The sequence below is a fragment of the Luteibacter rhizovicinus genome, assembly GCF_004342265.1.
Lineage (GTDB): Bacteria > Pseudomonadota > Gammaproteobacteria > Xanthomonadales > Rhodanobacteraceae > Luteibacter > Luteibacter rhizovicinus_B.
This window is the reverse complement of record NZ_SMCS01000002.1, coordinates 303,452-322,844: the sequence shown is the minus strand read 5'-3', so window position 1 is coordinate 322,844 and position 19,393 is coordinate 303,452. Positions and strand designations below refer to the sequence as shown.

The 19,393-nt window shown below is 63.9% G+C and carries 19 protein-coding genes; 8 read left to right on the top strand and 11 right to left on the bottom strand.

Translation table 11 applies throughout. The annotated features are described in order from the left end of the window. Positions 1-56 precede the first annotated feature (56 nt). On the bottom strand, positions 57-2,876 hold the full coding sequence (locus EC912_RS05590) for a TonB-dependent receptor (protein WP_165973521.1): 2,820 nt from the start codon (positions 2,874-2,876) through the stop codon (positions 57-59). Positions 2,877-3,347: 471 nt separating this feature from the next. Between EC912_RS05590 and EC912_RS05585 the strand changes: the two genes are divergently transcribed. Further along, positions 3,348-4,526: a XylR family transcriptional regulator gene (locus tag EC912_RS05585; RefSeq protein WP_243649165.1), complete on the top strand. Its 1,179-nt coding sequence runs from the start codon at positions 3,348-3,350 to the stop codon at positions 4,524-4,526. Next, positions 4,501-6,114 carry an alpha-L-fucosidase gene (locus EC912_RS05580; RefSeq protein WP_132142158.1) on the top strand — a complete coding sequence of 538 codons (1,614 nt, stop codon included), beginning with the start codon at positions 4,501-4,503 and terminating at the stop codon, positions 6,112-6,114. The genes EC912_RS05585 and EC912_RS05580 overlap by 26 nt, the downstream gene beginning before the upstream one ends. 247 nt (positions 6,115-6,361) lie before the next feature. Here EC912_RS05580 and EC912_RS05575 read toward each other — a convergent pair whose 3' ends face one another. Next, complete coding sequence (locus tag EC912_RS05575) at positions 6,362-7,669, bottom strand: NupC/NupG family nucleoside CNT transporter (RefSeq protein ID WP_132142157.1); 1,308 nt, start codon at positions 7,667-7,669, stop codon at positions 6,362-6,364. A 182-nt stretch (positions 7,670-7,851) separates the two neighbouring features. Here EC912_RS05575 and EC912_RS05570 point away from each other — a divergent pair, with 182 nt between their 5' ends. Further along, complete coding sequence (locus tag EC912_RS05570; RefSeq protein ID WP_132142156.1) at positions 7,852-8,481, top strand: LysE family transporter; 630 nt, start codon at positions 7,852-7,854, stop codon at positions 8,479-8,481. 7 nt (positions 8,482-8,488) lie between these two features. On the opposite strand, the gene EC912_RS05565 is transcribed toward EC912_RS05570, so the two are convergent. The 4 genes from EC912_RS05565 to EC912_RS05550 form a co-directional block, all read right to left on the bottom strand. After that, positions 8,489-9,259, bottom strand: coding sequence for an AraC family transcriptional regulator (locus EC912_RS05565; RefSeq protein ID WP_165973520.1), 771 nt, complete (start codon positions 9,257-9,259; stop codon positions 8,489-8,491). A 100-nt stretch (positions 9,260-9,359) separates the two neighbouring features. Then, complete coding sequence (locus EC912_RS05560) at positions 9,360-9,560, bottom strand: hypothetical protein (protein WP_132142154.1); 201 nt, start codon at positions 9,558-9,560, stop codon at positions 9,360-9,362. Between the two features lie 15 nt (positions 9,561-9,575). Then, complete coding sequence (locus EC912_RS05555) at positions 9,576-10,505, bottom strand: hypothetical protein (RefSeq protein WP_132142153.1); 930 nt, start codon at positions 10,503-10,505, stop codon at positions 9,576-9,578. A gap of 229 nt (positions 10,506-10,734) precedes the next feature. Next, a complete protein-coding gene (locus EC912_RS05550; protein WP_132142152.1) occupies positions 10,735-11,022 on the bottom strand; it encodes a hypothetical protein in 288 nt (95 codons plus the stop codon). Positions 11,023-11,198: 176 nt separating this feature from the next. On the opposite strand from EC912_RS05550, the gene wrbA reads away from it, so the two are divergent. After that, a complete protein-coding gene (gene wrbA / locus EC912_RS05545) occupies positions 11,199-11,798 on the top strand; it encodes an NAD(P)H:quinone oxidoreductase (RefSeq protein WP_132142151.1) in 600 nt (199 codons plus the stop codon). Between the two features lie 4 nt (positions 11,799-11,802). Here wrbA and EC912_RS05540 read toward each other — a convergent pair whose 3' ends face one another. Next, positions 11,803-12,312: an OsmC family protein gene (locus tag EC912_RS05540; RefSeq protein WP_132142150.1), complete on the bottom strand. Its 510-nt coding sequence runs from the start codon at positions 12,310-12,312 to the stop codon at positions 11,803-11,805. A 65-nt stretch (positions 12,313-12,377) separates the two neighbouring features. Then, complete coding sequence (locus tag EC912_RS05535; RefSeq protein WP_207906794.1) at positions 12,378-13,121, bottom strand: YdcF family protein; 744 nt, start codon at positions 13,119-13,121, stop codon at positions 12,378-12,380. A gap of 144 nt (positions 13,122-13,265) precedes the next feature. Here EC912_RS05535 and EC912_RS05530 point away from each other — a divergent pair, with 144 nt between their 5' ends. From EC912_RS05530 to EC912_RS05515, 4 genes are all read left to right on the top strand, one after another. Continuing rightward, positions 13,266-13,778, top strand: coding sequence for a hypothetical protein (locus EC912_RS05530; RefSeq protein WP_132142148.1), 513 nt, complete (start codon positions 13,266-13,268; stop codon positions 13,776-13,778). A 19-nt stretch (positions 13,779-13,797) separates the two neighbouring features. Continuing rightward, a complete protein-coding gene (locus tag EC912_RS05525; protein ID WP_132142147.1) occupies positions 13,798-14,610 on the top strand; it encodes an SDR family NAD(P)-dependent oxidoreductase in 813 nt (270 codons plus the stop codon). Positions 14,611-14,711: 101 nt separating this feature from the next. Next, entirely contained in the window at positions 14,712-17,051 is a 2,340-nt protein-coding gene (locus EC912_RS05520) for a S9 family peptidase (RefSeq protein WP_132142146.1), read from the top strand. A gap of 13 nt (positions 17,052-17,064) precedes the next feature. Next, positions 17,065-17,370, top strand: a complete 306-nt coding sequence (locus EC912_RS05515; RefSeq protein ID WP_132142145.1) for a hypothetical protein — start codon at positions 17,065-17,067, stop codon at positions 17,368-17,370. Between the two features lie 79 nt (positions 17,371-17,449). On the opposite strand, the gene msrB is transcribed toward EC912_RS05515, so the two are convergent. The 3 genes from msrB to EC912_RS05500 form a co-directional block, all read right to left on the bottom strand. After that, a complete protein-coding gene (msrB, locus tag EC912_RS05510; RefSeq protein WP_132142144.1) occupies positions 17,450-18,010 on the bottom strand; it encodes a peptide-methionine (R)-S-oxide reductase MsrB in 561 nt (186 codons plus the stop codon). A gap of 88 nt (positions 18,011-18,098) precedes the next feature. Further along, the gene (locus tag EC912_RS05505; RefSeq protein ID WP_132142143.1) at positions 18,099-18,440 is read right to left on the bottom strand and encodes a glycine zipper 2TM domain-containing protein; all 342 of its coding nucleotides are present in this window, start codon (positions 18,438-18,440) and stop codon (positions 18,099-18,101) included. Then, the gene (locus EC912_RS05500; RefSeq protein ID WP_132142142.1) at positions 18,437-19,375 is read right to left on the bottom strand and encodes a YihY/virulence factor BrkB family protein; all 939 of its coding nucleotides are present in this window, start codon (positions 19,373-19,375) and stop codon (positions 18,437-18,439) included. Before EC912_RS05500 ends, EC912_RS05505 begins: the two co-directional genes overlap by 4 nt. Positions 19,376-19,393 lie beyond the last annotated feature (18 nt).

Sequence of the window (19,393 nt, the reverse complement as noted above, 5' to 3'; positions counted from 1 at the left end):
CGTAAGCCACTACATGCCGGCAGCCCGCTCGGGGCGGGCTGCCGGGTCCTGCATTGTCAGAAGGTGAACTGCGCCTTCAGACTGAACAGACGATCGTTGATCTGCACATCGCGTGGACGGGAGTCCAGACCGAAGATCGTCGAACGCTTCGTATTGGTCAGGTTGACCGCGGCACCGGTGAGCGAGAACGCATCGGTGACGTGATAGGTAACCGATGCATCCACCTGGCCGAATGCCTTGTCGTAGATCGGCAGGTTGCCCGTGCCGTTACCGGCTGTCGTTTCCACCCACTGGCTACGCCAGTTGTACGCGACGCGCGCGGAAACCGGGCCTTTTTCGTACATCAGGATGAAGTTGTAACTGTTCTTCGACAGGCCTTCGAGGGGAACCTGCAACGGGCGGCCGGATGTATCGGTCGCGCTCGGGCTCGGCGCCTTGCTGTACACATAGGTGTAGTTCGCCTGCACGCCCAGGCCATTGAACGGCTCCGGCAGGAAATCGAAGAAGGTCTGGTAGCCCGTTTCGGCACCCTTGATGATGCCGTTGTCGCCGTTGGTCGGGCGGGTGACCTGGTAGACCTGGCCGTTATAGGTTTCGTTGAAGACGCCGTTGGCGATGAAGCCGTCCACGCTCTTATAGAACAGCGCGCCATACAGCATGCTGGTCGGGTTGTAGTACCACTCCAGCGACGTGTCGTACTGCCTGGCCTTCATCGGCTGAAGGTTCGGATTGCCCGCGGAACCGGTAAAGGTGTTCGCGCCGCTCGCATTGGGCGTGGACAGGGAAAGCGTCGGATTCAGCTGGTCGAAGTTCGGACGCGTCAGTGCCTTCGACGCCGCGAAACGCCACTGCAGCTTATCGGTCAGGTGAATATTGAGGTTCAGGCTGGGCAGGTAGGAGTTGTACGTGCTGTTGACGCTCAGCGGGGTGTACGTGCCGCTACCGTTCGGATCGGACATGAAACCGGAGGTGCCGACCTTCGTGCGCACGCCGCGCATGCCGATATTGCCGTCGACCGGAATGTCCCACATGCGCCAGCCGAAGCGCAGCACGCCGTACGCCGCGTAAGTCTTCTCGTTCTGGTGGTTGGCCAGGAACGGGTTATAGGTAAGCGGGGCGGTGATGCCGAGGGCCGTGAGCGAACCCGGATAATCGGAGAGCAGCGCCGGGTTCGGTGCGATGGTTTCGCCGAAGGTGTTCGCGTTGCCGCGGAAGAAGTCGTTAAACGAATTGACGATCCACATGGACGACGGAAGCGTCGACAGGTCCTTGCCTAAGTAGCTGAAGCGATAGCCCGTGGTCTGCGTGTCGGCCTTGCGATCCGTGGTACGCACACCGAACTTCATCGACTGGAGGAAATTGCTGTCGAAGGTGTATTCGGCATCGGCACGCCATGCGAATTCGCGGCCCTTGCTCTTGTCGCGATCGTCGAGTGCGAAACCCATCTGCTGGGTCGAAGGATCGGTGAGCGAACCCTGCGGCACGGTGATGACCGGAATGCCGCCGGAGATATCCTGGAACATCGACGGTGCGGTGGTGTGCGTGTTCAGGATGTAGCGCAACTGATCCGTCGTGGCTTTGATGTACTGAAAGTCGGTGCTCAGCGTCAGCGAGTTCGTCGCATTCCACGAACCGCCCCACGATATGTCGGTGGTCTTGGAGTGACGCGTCGCCAGGCTGGAGTTCGAGTCGACCGGGATGCCGGCGCTGTACGCGCCGCTGCCGGCATCGGTCGTGCCGCTGAACGTGCCGCTCTGGAAGTCGCCGTTCGGACCGAACTGGAACGGTGCGCCGGGTTGGGGAACCATGCCGTTCGCGCTGCTGTAGCCGAAGACCGCATAATCCTTCCACTGGAACTTATAGTCCGAACGCAGCGCCTGCAGGTATAGCTCGGACTCGGCATTCGGACGCCATTGCAGTGCCAGCGCGGTGCCCAGACGCTTGCGATCGCCGTAGGTTTCGCCGACGCCACCGCCGTGCGGCACGTTGAGGGTCCGGCCTGCGTAGCCCGGATAGATCGTGTCCGGACCGCCGCTTCCTTCATTGACCTGATAGAACGGTTCGGTGGAGACGACGTCCTGACGGAAGGCATGCTTCTGATAGGCGACGTCGAGCAGCACGCCGAATTCGCCGATGTCCGTGTTCCAGCGGTTGCTGAAGAGACCCGACGCGGACGGATTGCCCTTGCTGATCAGATCGCCGTAATCGTACTCGCCGGTAACGGCGAGCTTTCTGCCTTCGAAATCGAACGGTTTGTGCGTGCGCAGGTTCACCGTGCCGCCCAGACCGCCTTCGATGATTTCCGCCGAGGGATTCTTGTAGACGTCGATGCCGGCAAGCAGTTCGGACGGAACATCCTCGAAGCTCAGCGCGCGGCCGCCGTTGGCGGTGAATGAGTCGCGGCCGTTGAGCTCGGTGCGCACCTGGGTCAGGCCGCGAATGGCGATGCTGCTGCCTTCGCCGTAGTTGCGGTCGATCTGGATGCCCGAAATGCGTTGTAGCGCTTCGGCTACGTTGCTGTCGGGCAGCTTGCCGATGTCTTCCGCCACGATCGAATCGACGATCTGGTCGGCGTTCTGCTTGATCGATGCCGCCGACTGGAGGCTGGCGCGCACGCCGGTGACGGTGATCCCGCCGAGCTCCGTGGCCGTGGGATCGACCTGCTTGTTTGCCTCGGCTTTTTTTTGCGCCTCGGTCTTCTTCTTTTGGGTATCCGGTTTCGCGGTCTGGGCCTGCGTTCCGGCGGGCGCTGCGTCCTGGGCGTGCACCGGTGCCTGCAGCAGGGCGATGGCGATGGCGATACCCGCGGACAGGCGGGCGACGGTCAGGCGTTGGTCGACGCGCTGGACCCTGGTCTGTTCGGACCGGTGATTCATATTTATTGCTCTCCCCGAAATATTTTCGTTCATTCCGGGAGGCTGTGCCCGCCGGACGTTTTCCGCAGTTACCCATGCCCGCGCGGCCCTTTCGGCGCGCTTGCCATTCCTGCATCACTTGAGAGCGATGGGCTTCCGACGGACGTCCGGCCCCGATCCGGTGTCCTGTTCCGCACCCCTGACGCCCCACGAGGCGATCCGCTTTGCCAGCGTTTCGCTTCCCGACGAGCCTCCCCTGGCTCCTGATCCCATACCGTCGCCCCTCGTCGACGGGCGGCATGCGACTGGGCTGCATGCTGGAGCGATGCCTCTCTTCACACAATTACGAAATTGCTCATCGGGATTGACGTTTCTTCGTTTGCGTTTGCCGCAAATGTGCCTGAACGGGCCTCTTCGCCTGTAGTTTTCAACCCCATGGCCGCGCGGGGGCGCGGATGGAGAAGGGACGGAGGGATGGTCGGATCGGGCGGCGTGCACCGTATTGCGCTTCTTTTCAACGCCAACAAGGTTTACGACCGGCAGGTGATCGCCGGCGTGGGCGCTTACCTGAGTTCCACCCGCGTGACATGGGATTTGTTCCTCGAGGAGGACTTCCGTGCGCGGCTGGGCGGTCTGGCCGACTGGGCCGGCGACGGGATCATCGCCGACTACGACGACCCGCAGGTGGCCGACGCCCTGGCGACCGTCGACATTCCGATCGTCGCGGTGGGCGGCTCGTATGCCGACCCGGCGCGCTATCCCGCGAATCTTCCCTATGTGGCGACGGACAACGCGAAGCTGATCCGCCTCGGCTACGACCACCTCGTAGCGCAGGGTTTGCGAAACTTCGCGCTGTATTCGTTGCCGGAACTTCCGTCCAGCCGCTGGGCGCAGGAACGCGAACGCATATTCGCAACGACGGTGGTCGGCGATGGTGTGCCGGCACGCATCTACCGCGGTCATGCGACCAGCGCGGCGGGGTGGAGCGAATCCACCGACGCATTGATCGCATGGCTGCGCGACCTGCCCAAGCCCGTGGGCCTGATCGCGGTAACGGATGCACGGGCGCGGCAGGTCATCCAGGCCTGCATGATGGCCGACATCGCCGTGCCCGAGCAGATCGCGATCATCGGCATCGACAGCGATCCGCTGGCGCGCACGCTGTGCCGCATTCCGTTGACGTCGATCCGACAGGGCACCGTGCAGATGGGGCGCACCGCGGCCGAATGGTTGCACGGGATGCTCCAGGGCATCGACCGGCGCGACGCACGCGTCGTCGTTCCGCCCGATGGCATCGACGCGGCGGCGTCGAGCCGGCACCAGACGGTGCGTAGCCCGCACGTGATGCGGGCACTGCAATACATCCGGCAATACGGTTGCCTGGGCATCAAGACCGAGCAGGTCGCCGATTACGTAGGCGTTTCGCGTTCGCTGCTGGAGGAACACTTCCGGATGGGCCTGAAACGCAGTGTTCACCAGGAAATCCTGCGTCACAAAATCGAACGAGCGCAGTCGATGCTCGCCGCAGGCGAAACCAGCTATGCCGATATCGCGCAGCGCTGCGGCTTTACGTCGGTGCAATACCTCTACACCGTGTTTCGCCGCGAGCTCGGCTGCACGCCCAAGTCCTATCAGGAAAAACAGCATGCGCTTGCCCGCCTTGGTCACTAATTCCCTGCGTGCGCTGATAGCGGCCGCCTTGTTCTTTTCCGGTGCAACGCATGCGCAGGCCACGGCGCCCACCGCTGGCAAGGTCGACCCCGAAGCCATCGACCGGACATGGCGCGAATCGGGTAAGGCGTTCGATGCGGAACGTCTTCGTTTGCTGGGTCGGGTGGCGGACGGCGCTGCGCAAGGGCCTTTCCATGCCGACTGGGCATCGTTGCAAGGCTATCGCGCGCCGACGTGGTACGAGGATGCGAAGTTCGGCATCTTCATTCACTGGGGCATCTATGCGGTGCCGCAGTTCGGCAACGAATGGTATTCGCGCAATATGTACAAGCCGGGTACGCCGGAATTCGCGCATCACATCGCGACGTATGGTCCGCAGGATCGTTTCGGTTACAAAGATCTGATCCCGTTGTTCAAGGCGCCGCGCTTCGATCCGCGCGCCTGGGCAAAGCTCTTCCGCGAAGCCGGCGCGCGCTATGTGGTGCCGGTGGCCGAGCATCACGATGGATTCGCGATGTACGACAGCCAGCTATCGGACTGGACGGCGATGAAGATGGGTCCGCATCGCGACATCGTCGGCGAACTGGCCGCGGCTATCCGTGCCGAAGGCATGCATCTGGGGCTGTCGTCGCATCGTGCGGAACACGACTGGTTCTTCGATAACGGCCGTACGATCGATTCCGACGTGAACGATCCACGTTATGCCGCGTTCTACGGTCCGGCGCATGCGCACGTCGCCACGCGTGGCGACCTCGACCTGGCGGCCGACTGGACGTTTGTGTCGCAAGCGTGGCTCGACGACTGGACGGCGCGCACCGCCGAGATCGTCGAACGCTATCACCCCGATCTGATCTACTTCGACTGGTGGATCGGGCATCCGTCGTTCCGCAATGCGCTGCCGCCGCTGCTGGCTTACTACTACAACGACGGTGCGAAACGCGGTGGCGTCGTGGTCGATTACAAGCTGGGCGCCTTTCCCGAAGGTGCGGGCACGCTGGATGTCGAACGCGGCCAGCTCGATGGTATCCATCCGACGCACTGGCAGACCGATACGTCGCTGGGAAATGCGTCGTGGAGTTATGTCGAAGGGGATACGTACAAGTCGCCCGAAACCGTCGTGCATACGCTGGTCGATGTCGTCAGCAAAAACGGGAATCTGTTGCTCAACATCGGGCCGCGTGCCGATGGTTCGATTACCGGGGAGGAGCGCACGACATTGCTCGCCATCGGCGGCTGGCTGAAGATCAATGGCGACGCGATTTATGCGTCGAAGCCGTGGCGTGTTTTTGGCGAGGGTCCGACGCGCAATGTCGCGGGCACGATGCAGGAAGGCAAGGCACGGCCATTCACCGCGCAGGACATCCGGTTCACGACACGCGATGGGGTGCTCTATGCGATCGCGCTGGGCTGGCCCGCGGATGGGGCACTGACGATTCGTTCGGTTGGCGCGGACGATCGCGTGCGGAAGGTGACGATGCTGGCCGATGGGCAGGCGGTGAAATGGACGCAGGAGAAGGATGGACTTCGCCTGACGCTGCCGGTTAAGCCGGTAGGCCGCTATGCGTATGTGTTCCGCATAGAAACCTAAACCCGCAAACTCGCCGCAGACCTGCGGGGCATGCCCTTGGGACGCGGCCGTGAGGCCGACCTGTTGTGGGAGCGCGCCTGCGCGCGAAAGCCAACAGGGCGAGGATGACGGGTGCTCACCTCCGCGAGCCCGCTTCCCGGGCTGCGGACGTCACGCATAGCATCTTCGCTACGTTGGCTTTCGCGCGCAGGCGCGCTCCCACAGGTCTGTCCCGTAAATCTGCGGCGGGCTGCTAAGACTTAATCGCTCAGAACCCCTCGAGCACGCCCGCGATGGTCGCGGTCATGAACGTGGCGATGGAGCCGCCGAGCACGGCGCGCAGGCCGAGGCGCGCCAGGTCCGCGCGACGATTCGGTGCCAGCCCGCCGATGCCGCCGATCTGGATCGCGATCGACGAGAAGTTGGCGAAGCCGCACAGCGCGTACGTGGCGATCAACCGGCTATGGGGCAGCAGCTCGTCGAGGTGCTTGGCGAGATCCGCATAAGCGACGAACTCGTTGATGACGACCTTCTGTCCGATGAAGCTGCCGACCAGCGTCGCATCCTGCCAGGGCACGCCGATCAGCCATGCGATGGGCGAGAGGACCCAGCCGAAGATGGTTTCGAGGCTCAGCTTTACGTCGTGGCCGACGAAGCCGGTGAGCCAGTGATTGAGGCTGCCCTCGGGGCCGCCGACGGTACCGAGCCACTGCACCGGACCGTTGATCAGCGCGATAAGCGCGATGAAGGCGAGCAGCATGGCGCCGACGTTCATCGCCAGCTTCAGGCCGTCGCCCGCGCCCGTGGCCGCCGCGTCGATGACGTTGGCGGTGGTGCGTTCGACGTCGATCTTGACGGTGCCGCGGGTCAGCGGCTCCTGCGTTTCGGGCACGAGGATCTTCGCGAGCACGATCGTGGCCGGCGCGGCCATGACGCTCGCTGTGAGCAGGTGCTTGGCGTAGAACATGCGCTGCACGGGGTCGTCGCCGCCGAGCATCGCCACGTACGCGGCCATCACGCTACCGGCGATATGGGCCATGCCGCCGATCATGACGGTCATGAGCTCGGCCTGGGTCATGCGCTCGATATAGGGCTTGATGGTCAGCGGCGCTTCGGTCTGGCCGATGAACACGCTGGCGCAGACGCTGGTGGTTTCCGCGCCGGACACGCGCATCACCTTGGTGATGACCCAGGCCATGCCCTTGACGATCTGCTGCATGATGCCGAGGTGGTACAGCACGCCGGTCAGCGCGGCGAAGAACACGATGGTCGGGAGCACCTTCACCGCGAAGATCACGCCGAACTTCGAGCTGTCGAGCAGGCTGCCGAAGATGAAGCGCGAACCCACGTCGACGTAGTCGAGCAGGCGGACGAAGCCGGTGGCGATAGCATCGAAAACGTCGCGGCCCAGCGGCACCTTCAGCACGATCGCCGCAAAGCAGATCTGCAGCGCGATACCCGTGGCGACCAGTTTCCAGTCGACGACGCGCTTATTGTTCGAAAAAATGAACGCGATGCCCACGAGCACCGCCAAACCGAACAGGCCAAATAGAACATGGCCAAGCAGAGCCAGCATCAGACAATCCCCTTAGAAGGCCGGGGAAAGCCCCGTGACCGCGTAAATTGCGGCAGCGTAGAGGACGGGGCGGGGTGGGGCAAGGCGCAGCGCGGCGAGGTTCGTGGAGGCCTGCTGTTTCGGCGAGGATTTACTCAGTCTCGTCAGGACGTTAGGCTCATGTGTCGCCCCCGGACTCGCCCATGAATCTCTTTCTGACTATCGCCGTCGTGCACATCGTGGCCCTGATTACTCCCGGCCCCGATTTCTTCTTCGTATCGCAGCTGGCCGCCAGCCGGTCGAAGCGCGAAGCGCTGTTCGGCGTCGTCGGCATCGCCCTCGGCGTGGCGGTCTGGGCGGCGCTGGCGCTGCTGGGCCTGCAATTGCTGCTGCACCGGTTGGTCTGGCTGGAGCGGGGGATTGCGATCTGCGGCGGAGCCTATCTTCTGTGGATGGCGTTCCAGATGCTGCGCGGCGCCGTTCGCGCGCCGCAGCCGGGAGCCGGCCCGGTCGTCGACCTGCGCGGATCGAGCCCTCTCGTGGCCCTGCGTCGCGGTCTCCTGACCAATCTCGCCAATCCGAAGGCGGCGGTGTATTTCGCCAGTATCTTTTCCGCGTTCCTTGGCGATAGCGTCGATACGTCGTCGCGTTGGGGACTGTGGACCCTGGTGACAGTGGAAACGTTCGCCTGGTTCGCCGTGGTGGCCGGCGTATTCGCGCTGCCGGCCATGCGCCGGGGCTACGTGCGGGCCAGCCGCTGGATCGATGGCGGCGCGGGCGTGTTCTTTGCGTTGTTCGGCCTGCACCTGATCTTCGGCCGCAAGGCGGTCTGACCGCGCGTCAGGCCATACGGCGCCAGGCGCCCGGCGGAAGTCCGACACTTCGGGCGAAGACCCGGGTGAAATGGCTCTGTTCGGCAAACCCGCATGCCAGGGCTACATCGGCAAGGGGGAGGGCGGTGCCGGTCAGCAGTTCCCGTGCCCGGGCGATCCGCCGTTGCAGTACCCATCGGTGTGGCGGCATGCCGACGCTACATCGGAAGGCGCGCGAGAAATGATTTACCGACAGGCTGCATTCGGCGGCCACGTCGGCTACGGAGAAGGATTCGTCCAGGCGGGCCTCCATATAGGCGATGGCCCGGCGCTCCTGCCATGCGGCGAGACCGCCGCGTAACGCTCCGGCGTCCTGCGTAACGGACGCGTGCCCGGCCAGCAGTTCACGCAGCGCCAGCGCCATATGCATCAGCAGCGGCGAGTTCGCGACGGCGCTGCCCTGGAGCGTGTCGAGCAGCACGTGGCCCAGTGCATGGATCGCGGTGTGCTTCGAGGCGACATCGATCCGTCGTGGGTTCGCGGTATGGCGACGGAAGAAAATGTTCTCCGTGTTTCCATCCTGCGACGAGCGCGAGCCGCGATAGATCAACAGCAGGTCTTCCGGTCCCTGGCCCTGCGATCGTCCCTCGGGCGACAGGTGTATTTCGGTCGCATGCGCGCGTTCGTCCAGCGCATCGCCCGAAAGGCGGGTGCGCGGATCGAAGGCGGCGGAACGTGTGCCGAGATCGACGATGACGGTCGGGTAGTCGGTGCGCTCGGGCAGTGGCTGGCTGATCATGGGGCGGGTCCTCACACATGACGGCGTGCTGGTGGACCCATCGTCCATGTATTGCGCGCGGCTCCCTACCCCCGTTTGGGTGAGTCGGAACTGATATGCCCTAGCCGATGAGCCAGCGGACAACCACGACGATAACCACGATCGCGGCGCCGAGGGCGATCACGTGGCGAAGATACAGGCCGCCCGACGCGTTGCCGCCGTCGTAGTCGGCGTCGTTATAGTCGTGCGACGCATCGCGCGGACGCCGCGCGTAATGCAGGCGATGCCAGCGACGGGGCTTTTTCGGCGGTTTGGGCGTCATGACGAAAGCATACCGTTACCGGGCACGGGCGATTCGCGAGGTCTGTTTCAGTTCTTCGAGAACCTCCGGACCACGTATGTCGATGTGGTCGGGGTTGTTCACGTAAAAGCGAACGAACGATGCTTCGCTTTCCGCCGGTGTCCAGGGTTTTGCCCAGACGAAGACGACGCAGTAACCGCCGGTTTCCGCGATCAGCTTGTCGAGCCGCGCGCGTAGCAGTTTGCGCACGGGGTATACCTCGATCAGCTTCTCGCCGAGCGTGATGGTCGGTTTGGTTTCCTGCTCGCCGGTTCTGAATGCGCGCGTGAAACGGATGAAGTAGCCGTTTTCTTTTTTCAGGCGCTGCACGTATGCGGTGCCCCACCAGATAGCGCGGACGCCTGTTATGTCCTCGACTTTCTGCCGATAGACATTGCGAAACAGCGCCTCGTACGTCGGCGTTTCGCCGCCGATGGCGACGGTGGCTTCGGCCAGCGTGCCGTCGCGGCGATGTTCGAGAAACTTCTGCACGACGGATGACAAGCGGTAGTAGTGACTGGCGCCGGTGCGCAGGCCCGACGATTTTTTCGTCGCGGGAGCTTCCCGCGCGGTCTGTACGGACGGGGTGCCCGGTTGCGGTGAAGCGCGGAAGTGATCGGCGGGGCGTTCCAGTTCGAATACGTCGGGCGTGGGCGTTTCCGGTTTCCGTGTACCGGATCGCGTGCCGTGGAGTACTTCGCACGTTTCCGCGTGATCTTCGATGCGGCGGGAGCGGAAGTAGGGGCGTACGCGCAGGGTCTGTTCGGGTTTATCGAGACAGGCGCAGATGAGTGGCGCGGTGCATCCGGTGCCGACGCAGGCGAAGGTCGCACCGGCATCGAGCAGTTCGGCCCAGAAAAGCTCGTAGGCGCGCTCGGCGGTCATGCGCTCCTGGCGTTCGGAGTTTTGCGCTTCGTCGATCGACACGGGGTGGTTCCTGTCTTGCGATGAGGCACTTTAGCGCGAGCAGGCCGGTTGTCGTTACGTTACCTACCCTTCGCTCGTGCGCAGGCAGAAGCCCAGCGCGGTGCAGTAGGTTTTCGCGGTATGGGTGTTCGTGCTTCGGGAGCGGGATCGTGCGCGATACGGTCAATGCGTGCGTGGTCGCCCTGGGTCCCTGCCTGCGCAGGGACGACGGTGAGGGGATTGAGATGGTTCAGAACGCCGACCAGCGCATTTCCGCCCCGTCACCCAACCCATGCACCTCATCCAGAAACGTCAGCACCTCGTCATGCCGCCCCTCGGCGACCAGCGCCTCCGCCGTCCGGCGATCGAGCGAAACGATGGGGTCGTCGCGATACCACGCGAGCACGGCGTCGTGGTCGGGTTCGATGCGCGCGGCGGCTCGCAGGACATTCCATGCCTGTGCGGTCCTGAACCGGTCGGCCGGTGCGATGGCAGCGGATTTCGGCGTACCGGTGGGATGGAGCAATGCCACGGGCATGGGGCACCTCGTCGTCATGCGATGGCTGTTGGACACTGTCCTGGGAGGGAATGTTCCTCCCTTGCCGTGCCGCGTGGATTGGACGTCCATGCTGCCAGCTGCATGCTTTTGCGGTCTTCTACGTCGCATTGACCCGGGGGCGCCTAGATTTGGGGGCCCACCCGGAGTCCACCGTCATGGCAAAAGTACTGGTGCTCTATTACTCGGCCTATGGCCATATCGAAATGATGGCGAAGGCCGTCGCCGAGGGCGCGCGCGAGGCGGGCGCGACGGTCGATATCAAGCGGGTGCCGGAACTGGTGCCCGAAGAGGTCGCAAGAAGTTCGCACTTCAAGCTGGAGCAGGAAGCACCCATTGCGAAGGTCGAGGACCTGGAAACTTACGACGCGATTATCGTCGGCGTCGGCACCCGTTATGGCCGCATGGCGTCGCAAATGGCCAACTTCCTCGATCAGACCGGTGGCCTGTGGATGCGCGGCGCACTGAACGGCAAGGTCGGCGGGGCCTTTTCTTCCACGGCCACGCAGCATGGCGGTCAGGAAACGACGCTGTTCTCGATCATCACGAACCTGATGCATCTGGGCCTGATCATCGTCGGCCTGCCGTATAGCTTCGCCGGGCTGACGAATATGGACGAGATCACCGGTGGCGCGCCTTACGGGGCGACGACGATCGCCAAAGGCGACGGTTCGCGCCAGCCGAGTGCCAACGAACTGGCGGGCGCGAAGTATCAGGGCAAGCACATCGCCGAGGTCGCGGCGAAGCTGTTCGGTTGAGTCTTCAGCCGGTCTCGGCGCAGGCCTGTTCCATATCCGTTACATGGGCTCCGGGCTCGCAGGCGACGGGCACCGGCAGGACGTCGGACACGTGGGTAACCACGCTGGCGCCGCCTTCCAGCGTGCGATGAACGGGGCAGCGGTCGGCGATGTCGAGCAGCCGCGTGCGCTGCTGCCCGTCGATCGACGGATCGAAGACGATGGTGCGCGTGAAGACGTCGGCGGGCGTTCGCGTGGCGTCCTTCGTATGGACGACCTCGACGCGAAGCCGGCCGAGATCCCAGGACTTGCGCGACGCATACAGACGCAGCGTCATGACCGTGCAGGCGCCGAGCGCCGCGGCCAGCAGATCGTACGGTCCGGGGCCGGTGCCGTTGCCGCCATCGGCGACCGGCTCGTCGGCGATGAAGTGCAGGTTGCCCGCGGTAACGCGACTCTGGAAAAGGCCGGCACCCGTCGGTTCGACGACCGCACCGGCGCCGGAGGGAGGAATGGGAGTGAGTGGGGCGGTCATGGCAATCTCGGGGGGAATGATGGGTTTCGACGGCGACACGTTCGTGCGCCGCATCCGGCAGGCGCTTACGATGCCTTGACGCGCGGGACGTTCCAGCCCATCGCGTTATAGAAACGATAGCGGGCGATGCCGATGTATTCGTGCAGCGCGACATCCGCCATGTACATGTTCGACGCCTGGGGCAGCCAGTCGTAGCTCGATTTGAGGTAGTCGGCCCGCACGGGCGTGGCCTCGATCGCGAAGTGCGCGAAGTACAGCGAAGCGCGGCGCAGGTGAAACGCGGACGAGACCAGTACGACGCGGTCCGGATGCAGTCCGGCCAGCAGGGGCGCGCTGAACTGGGCGTTCTGGAACGTGTTCATGCTGCGCGGTTCGAGCAGAAGGTCATCGGCGGGAACGCCCAGCCGCTCCAGTGTCCGGCTGTATACCGCGGCTTCCGGCTCCTTGAGCCCGGCCGCGTCGCCGCCGCTGACTTCCAGCCGGCATACGGCGCCCGTGGCCTTGCACGCGCGATAAAGCTCGGTGGCACGCAGGATGCGGCCGTTCGCCGCCATGCCCGGTTCCACGGCGCCCGTGTCGCCGCGCAGGGTGCCCGCGCCCAGCAGGATGATGACGTTGCGTTGTCCCCAGTGGTCGACGTCCTGCGCCATCCCCGCCTGGAGATCGCGCAGCAGCCAGTCCGCCACGGGGCCGCAGCCGACCGCGAAGGTCCACAGGACAGACAGGGCGAAGAAGGTGCCGGCGGCGCGACGGCGGCGGCGCCAGAGAAACAGGACGCCGATAACGACGAGGATCAGGGTGACGGTCAGGATCATGTGCGAAGCCTACCTATCGCCCGCGTCGGTGGCGAGACATTCGCGATTAACCGTTCCGTGAACGCGAAGACACAAACCTAACCTTTCCGCCCTTATCCTCGGCCGTCAAACGTGTCCAACGCACTTGAGGAGTTGTCGATGAAGCTTTCGTTTCCCGCCGTAGCCCGCGTCGCCGCCGCCTTCGGGCTGCTGCTCGCCGCTCTGGTTCCCATGGCCGCCCTGGCCCAGGACTACCCGGCTTCGCACATTCCGGAGTCGGACAAGCAGGCGATTCAGAATTACCAGCTGAATGACGATGTGTTCAAACGCATCGTCGCCGTGTCCCAGGAAGCCAAGGCCGCGGGTATCAAACCCAGCGAAGCGCCGACCGATTTCAACAAAATCCACAGCCTGGAGGATCTGGCGAACCAGGTGGTGAGCGCCGATCCGCGTATCGCGCCGCTTATCAAGAAGTACGGCTTCACGCCGCGCGACTTCCTGCTGGCTAACCTCGCGGTCACCAACGCGGCCATCGCGTCGGAAGCGAAGAGCAATCCGGAGATGGCCAAGTACGTCGATCAGAAGAAAGTGAATCAGGCCAACGTGGCTTTCTACGAATCGCACAAGGCGCAGATTTCGGCATTGATGAAAGAGTCGGACGACGGGAAGTGAGCGAGCACAAGGCTTCTACATGACCACGAATCCTCCACGTCGCGCCCTCATTACGGGCGCGTCTTCCGGTATTGGCGAAGCATTCGCGCGCGAACTCGCCTCCCATGGCATCGCGCTGGTCTTGACCGCGCGGCGTACCGATCGCCTCGAACAACTGGCCGCCGAGCTGCGCTCGCGGCATGGCGTCGAAGCCACGGTCGCGCCGCTGGATCTGGCCCGGCCCGATGCGGTCGAAGCGCTGGTCGCCGCGCTGGACAACCAGCATCTGCCCATCGACATCCTGATCAACAATGCGGGCTATGGCGTCCCGGGCTATTTCGACGAGAGTCCCTGGCAAACCCACGCGGACTTTATCCAGGTGCTGATGACGGCGCCGACCGAACTCAGCCATCGCCTGCTTCCCGGCATGAAGGCGCGCGGTTACGGACGCATCGTCAACGTGGCCTCGCTGGCCGGGCATATTCCGGGGTCGGCGGGACACACGTTGTATGGCGCCTCGAAGGCATACCTGATCCGTTTTTCCCAGTCGCTGGCGCTGGAAACGCTGGGTACGGGCGTTAACGTCACCGCCCTGTGCCCGGGGTTCACCTATTCGGAATTCCACGACGTCAGCGGCTCGCGACAGCTCGTGTCCCAGATGCCGAAATTCATGTGGATGGACGCTCCCACGGTCGTCCGGCAGGGCTGGCAGGCCGTCGAGGCCGGCAAGGCGGTCTACGTGAACGGGCGGGTCAACGGGCTGATCAAGTCCCTGTTCAAGCTGATGCCCGACGCGCTGGCGCTGCGGCTGGTCGAGAAACAGGGCCGCAAGTTCAGGATGGGCGGTCACTAGGGGTGACCAATGGCATACGTTCCGGGGGCCTTCTGCCGGTAGCCTCGTGGGTTTGCGGCGCCGTCCGGCGCTGTCCTTAGCCATGACACGGGGACTATGCGATGTCGACGATTCTCAACACGCGGCTGGCGGGCGCTCTGCTGCTAGGCCTCGTTTCCGCCGGCGCAGCCGCGCAGACGCTCACCGCGAATGACTATAAGCACGCGGAAAGCTTCCTCGGGAACATCGCCGGTCCGCTGGTCGACCATGCGGTGGGCCGGGTTACCTGGACCGACGACACGCACTTCTGGTATCGCGACCACGACCAGAACGGCGACCGTTTCCTGCGCGTCGATGCCGCGACCGGTCAGGTCACCCCGGCGTTCGACCAGGACAAGCTCGCCACGGCGCTGAGCACCGCGCTGGGCAAGAAGGTCGAGGCCAACAAGCTTCCGGTGTCCGCGTATACCGTGCGCGAAGACGGCCGCTACGACGTCACCGCGCGCCGCAAGCATTTCGTCTGCGACGCCGATTTCGCTGCCTGCGCCGAGCCGGCCGCCAAGAAGGGCGCCGATGGCAAGCCGCTGGCCAAAGAGCCCGGCCTGGCGTCGCCCGATGGCAAGCAGGAAGCCTTTATCCGCGACTGGAACCTATGGGTGCGCGACATCGCGACCGGTGCGGAAACGCAACTGACCACCGACGGCGTGGCCAACTACGGCTATGCGACGGACAACGCGGGCTGGAAACATACCGACGAAGCCATCGGCGTCTGGTCGCCGGATTCGAAGAAGATCGCGACCTTCCAGCAGGATCAGCGCAAGACCGGCGAGATGACGCTGGTCGGCACCAACGTCGGTCATCCGACGGTGGACACCTGGAAGTATCCGCTGCCGGGCGACAAGGACGTGACGATGATCGAGCGCGTCGTGATCGACGTGCCGTCGCACAAAACCGTTCGTTTCCAGATGCCGCCCGACCAGCATCGTTCGACGCTGTGCGACGACGTGTCGTGCAGCCCCGGCGAATGGGACGACGTGCGCTGGGCCGCCGACGGTCGCAGCATTGCGTTCGTTTCCACGTCGCGCGATCACAAGCAGGAATGGTTCCGCGTCGCCAACCCGGAAACCGGTGCGGTGCGCGAAGTCTTCGGCGAAAAGGCGAAGACGTACTTCGAAAGCGGCAACGGCAAGGTCAACTGGCAGTACGTGCCCGAAACCGACGAGGTCATCTGGTTCAGCGAGCGCAGCAACTGGGGCCAGCTGTACATGTACGACCTGAAGACCGGCAAGCTGAAGCATCAGATCACCTCGGGCGACGGCAATGTCACCGAAGTACTGCGCATCGATCCGAAGTCGAAGACGATCTGGTTCCGCGGCGTCGGCAAGGAAAAGGGCCGCAATCCGTATTACCAGCAGTTCTACAAGATCGGTTTCGACGGCAAGGGCCTGACGCTGCTGACGCCTGAAGATGCCGATCACACGGTCGAACTCTCGAAGGACGGCACGTACTTCGTCGATTCGTATTCCACGATCGACAATCCGCCGGTGACCGTGCTGCGTCGCTCGGACACGGGCGCCACGGTCAAGGAAGTCGCGCGCGCCGATATCTCGCGCCTCAAGGCCGCGGGCTGGGTGCCGCCGACGGCCTTCACGGTCAAGGCTCGCGATGGCAAGACCGATCTCTACGGTCTGATGTTCAAGCCGACGCACTTCGATCCGTCGAAGAAGTATCCGATCGTCGATTACATCTATCCGGGCCCGCAGACCGGTTCGGTGCGTACGCGCAGCTTCATTCCCGCGCATGGCGACAACCAGGCGCTGGCGGAACTGGGCTTCATCGTCATCGCCATCGACGGCATGGGTACGCCGTGGCGCACGAAGGCCTTCCACGATGCGTACTTCCAGAATATCGGCGACAACACGCTGCCCGACCAGGTCGCGGGTCTGCGCGAACTGGGCAAGCGTTACTCGTGGATAGACATGGATAAAGTCGGTATCTGGGGCCATTCGGGCGGCGGCAACGCGACCGCGACCGCGATGTTCCGTTACCCCGATCTGTTCAAGGTGGGTATCTCGGAAAGCGGCAATCACGACAACCGCAACTACGAGGACGACTGGGCCGAGAAGTGGCAGGGTCTGCTCGAGAAGAAAGCCGACGGTACGTCCAACTACGACGATCAGGCCAACCAGGCGCACGCCGCCGGTCTGAAGGGACACCTGCTGCTCGCGCACGGCACGATGGACGACAACGTGCCGCCGTATGAAACGCTGCTGGTGGTCGACGCGCTGATCAAGGCGAACAAGGATTTCGACCTGATCATGATTCCCAATGCCCATCACGGCTACGGCGAAGCGACGCAGTACATGACGCGCCGTCGCTGGGATTACTTCGTGCGCAACCTGCAGGGTGGTACTCCGCCGAAGGAATACCAGATGGCACCGATGACGCCTCCGGGCGGTTGAACGGATACGAGCCATGCAATCGCTCGGACTATTGCTCGTCTGTCTGATCGGCGGCTGGCTCGTTTATCGATACCGCGACAGGGGAAGGCTGCGCGGTATCTCGCTGGCGGGGGAGCACATACGGATCGGCGACGAAGAGTGGGCGGGGGCCGAAGCTGTCGTGCTTCGCGTCGTGCGTTCCGGTGAAGCGACGACGTTGATATGCCGGTTGCCCGACGGACGGTTTATCCGGGCGGTCGGGCAGGGAGCGGGTTGGCGGTTCTTTCCGATGACGGACGAGGCGGCGCGGCAGGCGCTTGGTGGCATGTCATCGCGATAGCCGATCGCCTCGCCGCGGATTCCGGCGCACGCCGGAATCCGCGGCGACCATGCAGGGCAGGCGACGACGCTGTCGATTCCTATGTGGCAGCTACAAAACGCATCGCCGCCGCATTCATGCAATAGCGCAAACCCGTCGGACGCGGACCATCGTCGAAGACATGCCCCAGATGTGCATCGCAACGCGCACACGAAACCGCCGTGCGCGTCATGAACAGACTGGTGTCCTGGTGTTCGACGACGTTCCGTTTCGAAATCGGCTGCCAGAAGCTCGGCCAGCCCGTGCCGGATTCGAACTTGGTCGCCGAATCGTAAAGCGCGGTGTCGCAACAGATGCAGCGATACAGACCGTTGTCGTGACGATCCCAGCCTTCTCCCGTGTACGCCGGCTCGGTGCCGTCGCGCCGGGTGACGTCGTAAGCCTTCGTGCTGAGCTTCTTCTTCCACTCGGCATCGGACAGCACGACACGCGGCTGCACGCACGGCCCCAGCGGCTTCTTGTCGGCGCCGAAGCAATCGAGAGTGACGTTACCCGGCGCGGGCGCTTCCGCCGCACGGGGAAGCCTGATGGCCAGCGCCAGGGCGGAAACGGCGGCCAGGGCGCCGACGAAGCGGCGGCGGGATCGATCGGCGGTGCTCATGGGCGGAACCTCGCTCAAGTGGGGTGGCGCCCCGCAGAGCGCCTTACCCATGAGACCGGCCGTAGCCCCCGGCTATTACATGGGGTACTCAGTCGTCCACGTAATGGCAGCGACGTTCCGTCGTCGTATAGCTGTTTTTGTCCTGATTGTTCTTCTGAATGCGATTGCCGGCGTAACCGCCGCCTACCGCGCCGGCGACCGTGGCCAGGGTTTTGCCCTTGCCGCCGCCGACCTGGTGGCCGAGCACGCCGCCCGCCACCGCGCCGATGGCGGTACCGGCGATCTGGTGCTGGTCCTTGGCATCGCTGTGCCTGACCTCGACGTTCTCGCACACCTGGCGGCGATGGCTGCTCTGTGCCTGGGCTTGCGGGGCGACGGCCGCGCTGGCGATCAGGGCAAGAGCGGTAAACGCGATCAGGGGCTTCTTCATGAGGGATCCTCCTTATGGGGCCTGGACAGGGATACCGCCGCGCCCGTGATGGACGGGTCAACATCCGGGGCCTTATCCGCACGTAGCGACATGGCGTATGGCCGCGGTTTAATCGGGTTGCCGCGCGCTTCGGCGACGGCTTCCGTCAATTCGGCGCCCAACAGCAGGATCAGCGCGGAGTAGTAGACCCATACCAGCAACACCACGACGCCACCGGCCGGTCCATACGGTCCGCCCACATTGCTGTGCTCCAGATAAATGCCGATGGCGTACTTGCCGATAACAAACAGCACGGCGGTAAGTGCGGCGCCGACGATGGCGTCGCGCCATTCGATGATCGCGTCGGGAAGTACCTTGAAGATCGCAGCGAAGATAACGACGAAGATACCCAGCGAGATCACCGCCTCGACGATCTGCCATGCCGTGGTACCGCCACGCACGAACACGGCGATCATGGCGCTGGCGGAGAACGAGACGATCAACAGGAAGGCGAGCGACAGCAATAGCCCGAGTGCATGCATTCGGGCACGCAGCCAGCCCAGCACCGCTCGTCCCGGCCTGGGCTGAAGGCTCCACACGCGATTCAGCGCGCCCTGAAGCTGGGCGAACACGGCGGAAGCGCCCACGATGGTGACCCCGAGACCGATGATGCCGGCCATGCTGCCGACACCGGGGCGCTCCTTGGCATTGGCGATGACCAGCTGCACGGCACCGGCCGCCCGTTCGCCGACGAGGCCGTTCAGGCTATCGACGAGCTGGCTCTGCCATTCGGGGCGCAGCGAAGCCACGATCCATAGCAACAGCACCAGCAGGGGCGCGAATGAAAGGGCGGAATAGAACGCCAGCGCGGCGGCCCGTGTCATCAGTTCGTCGTCGCTGAATCCCGTCGCGGTGGTCTTGACCACGCGTAAACCGAGGTGGATATGTCTGTGCATGACGAAACCGTCTCCCTG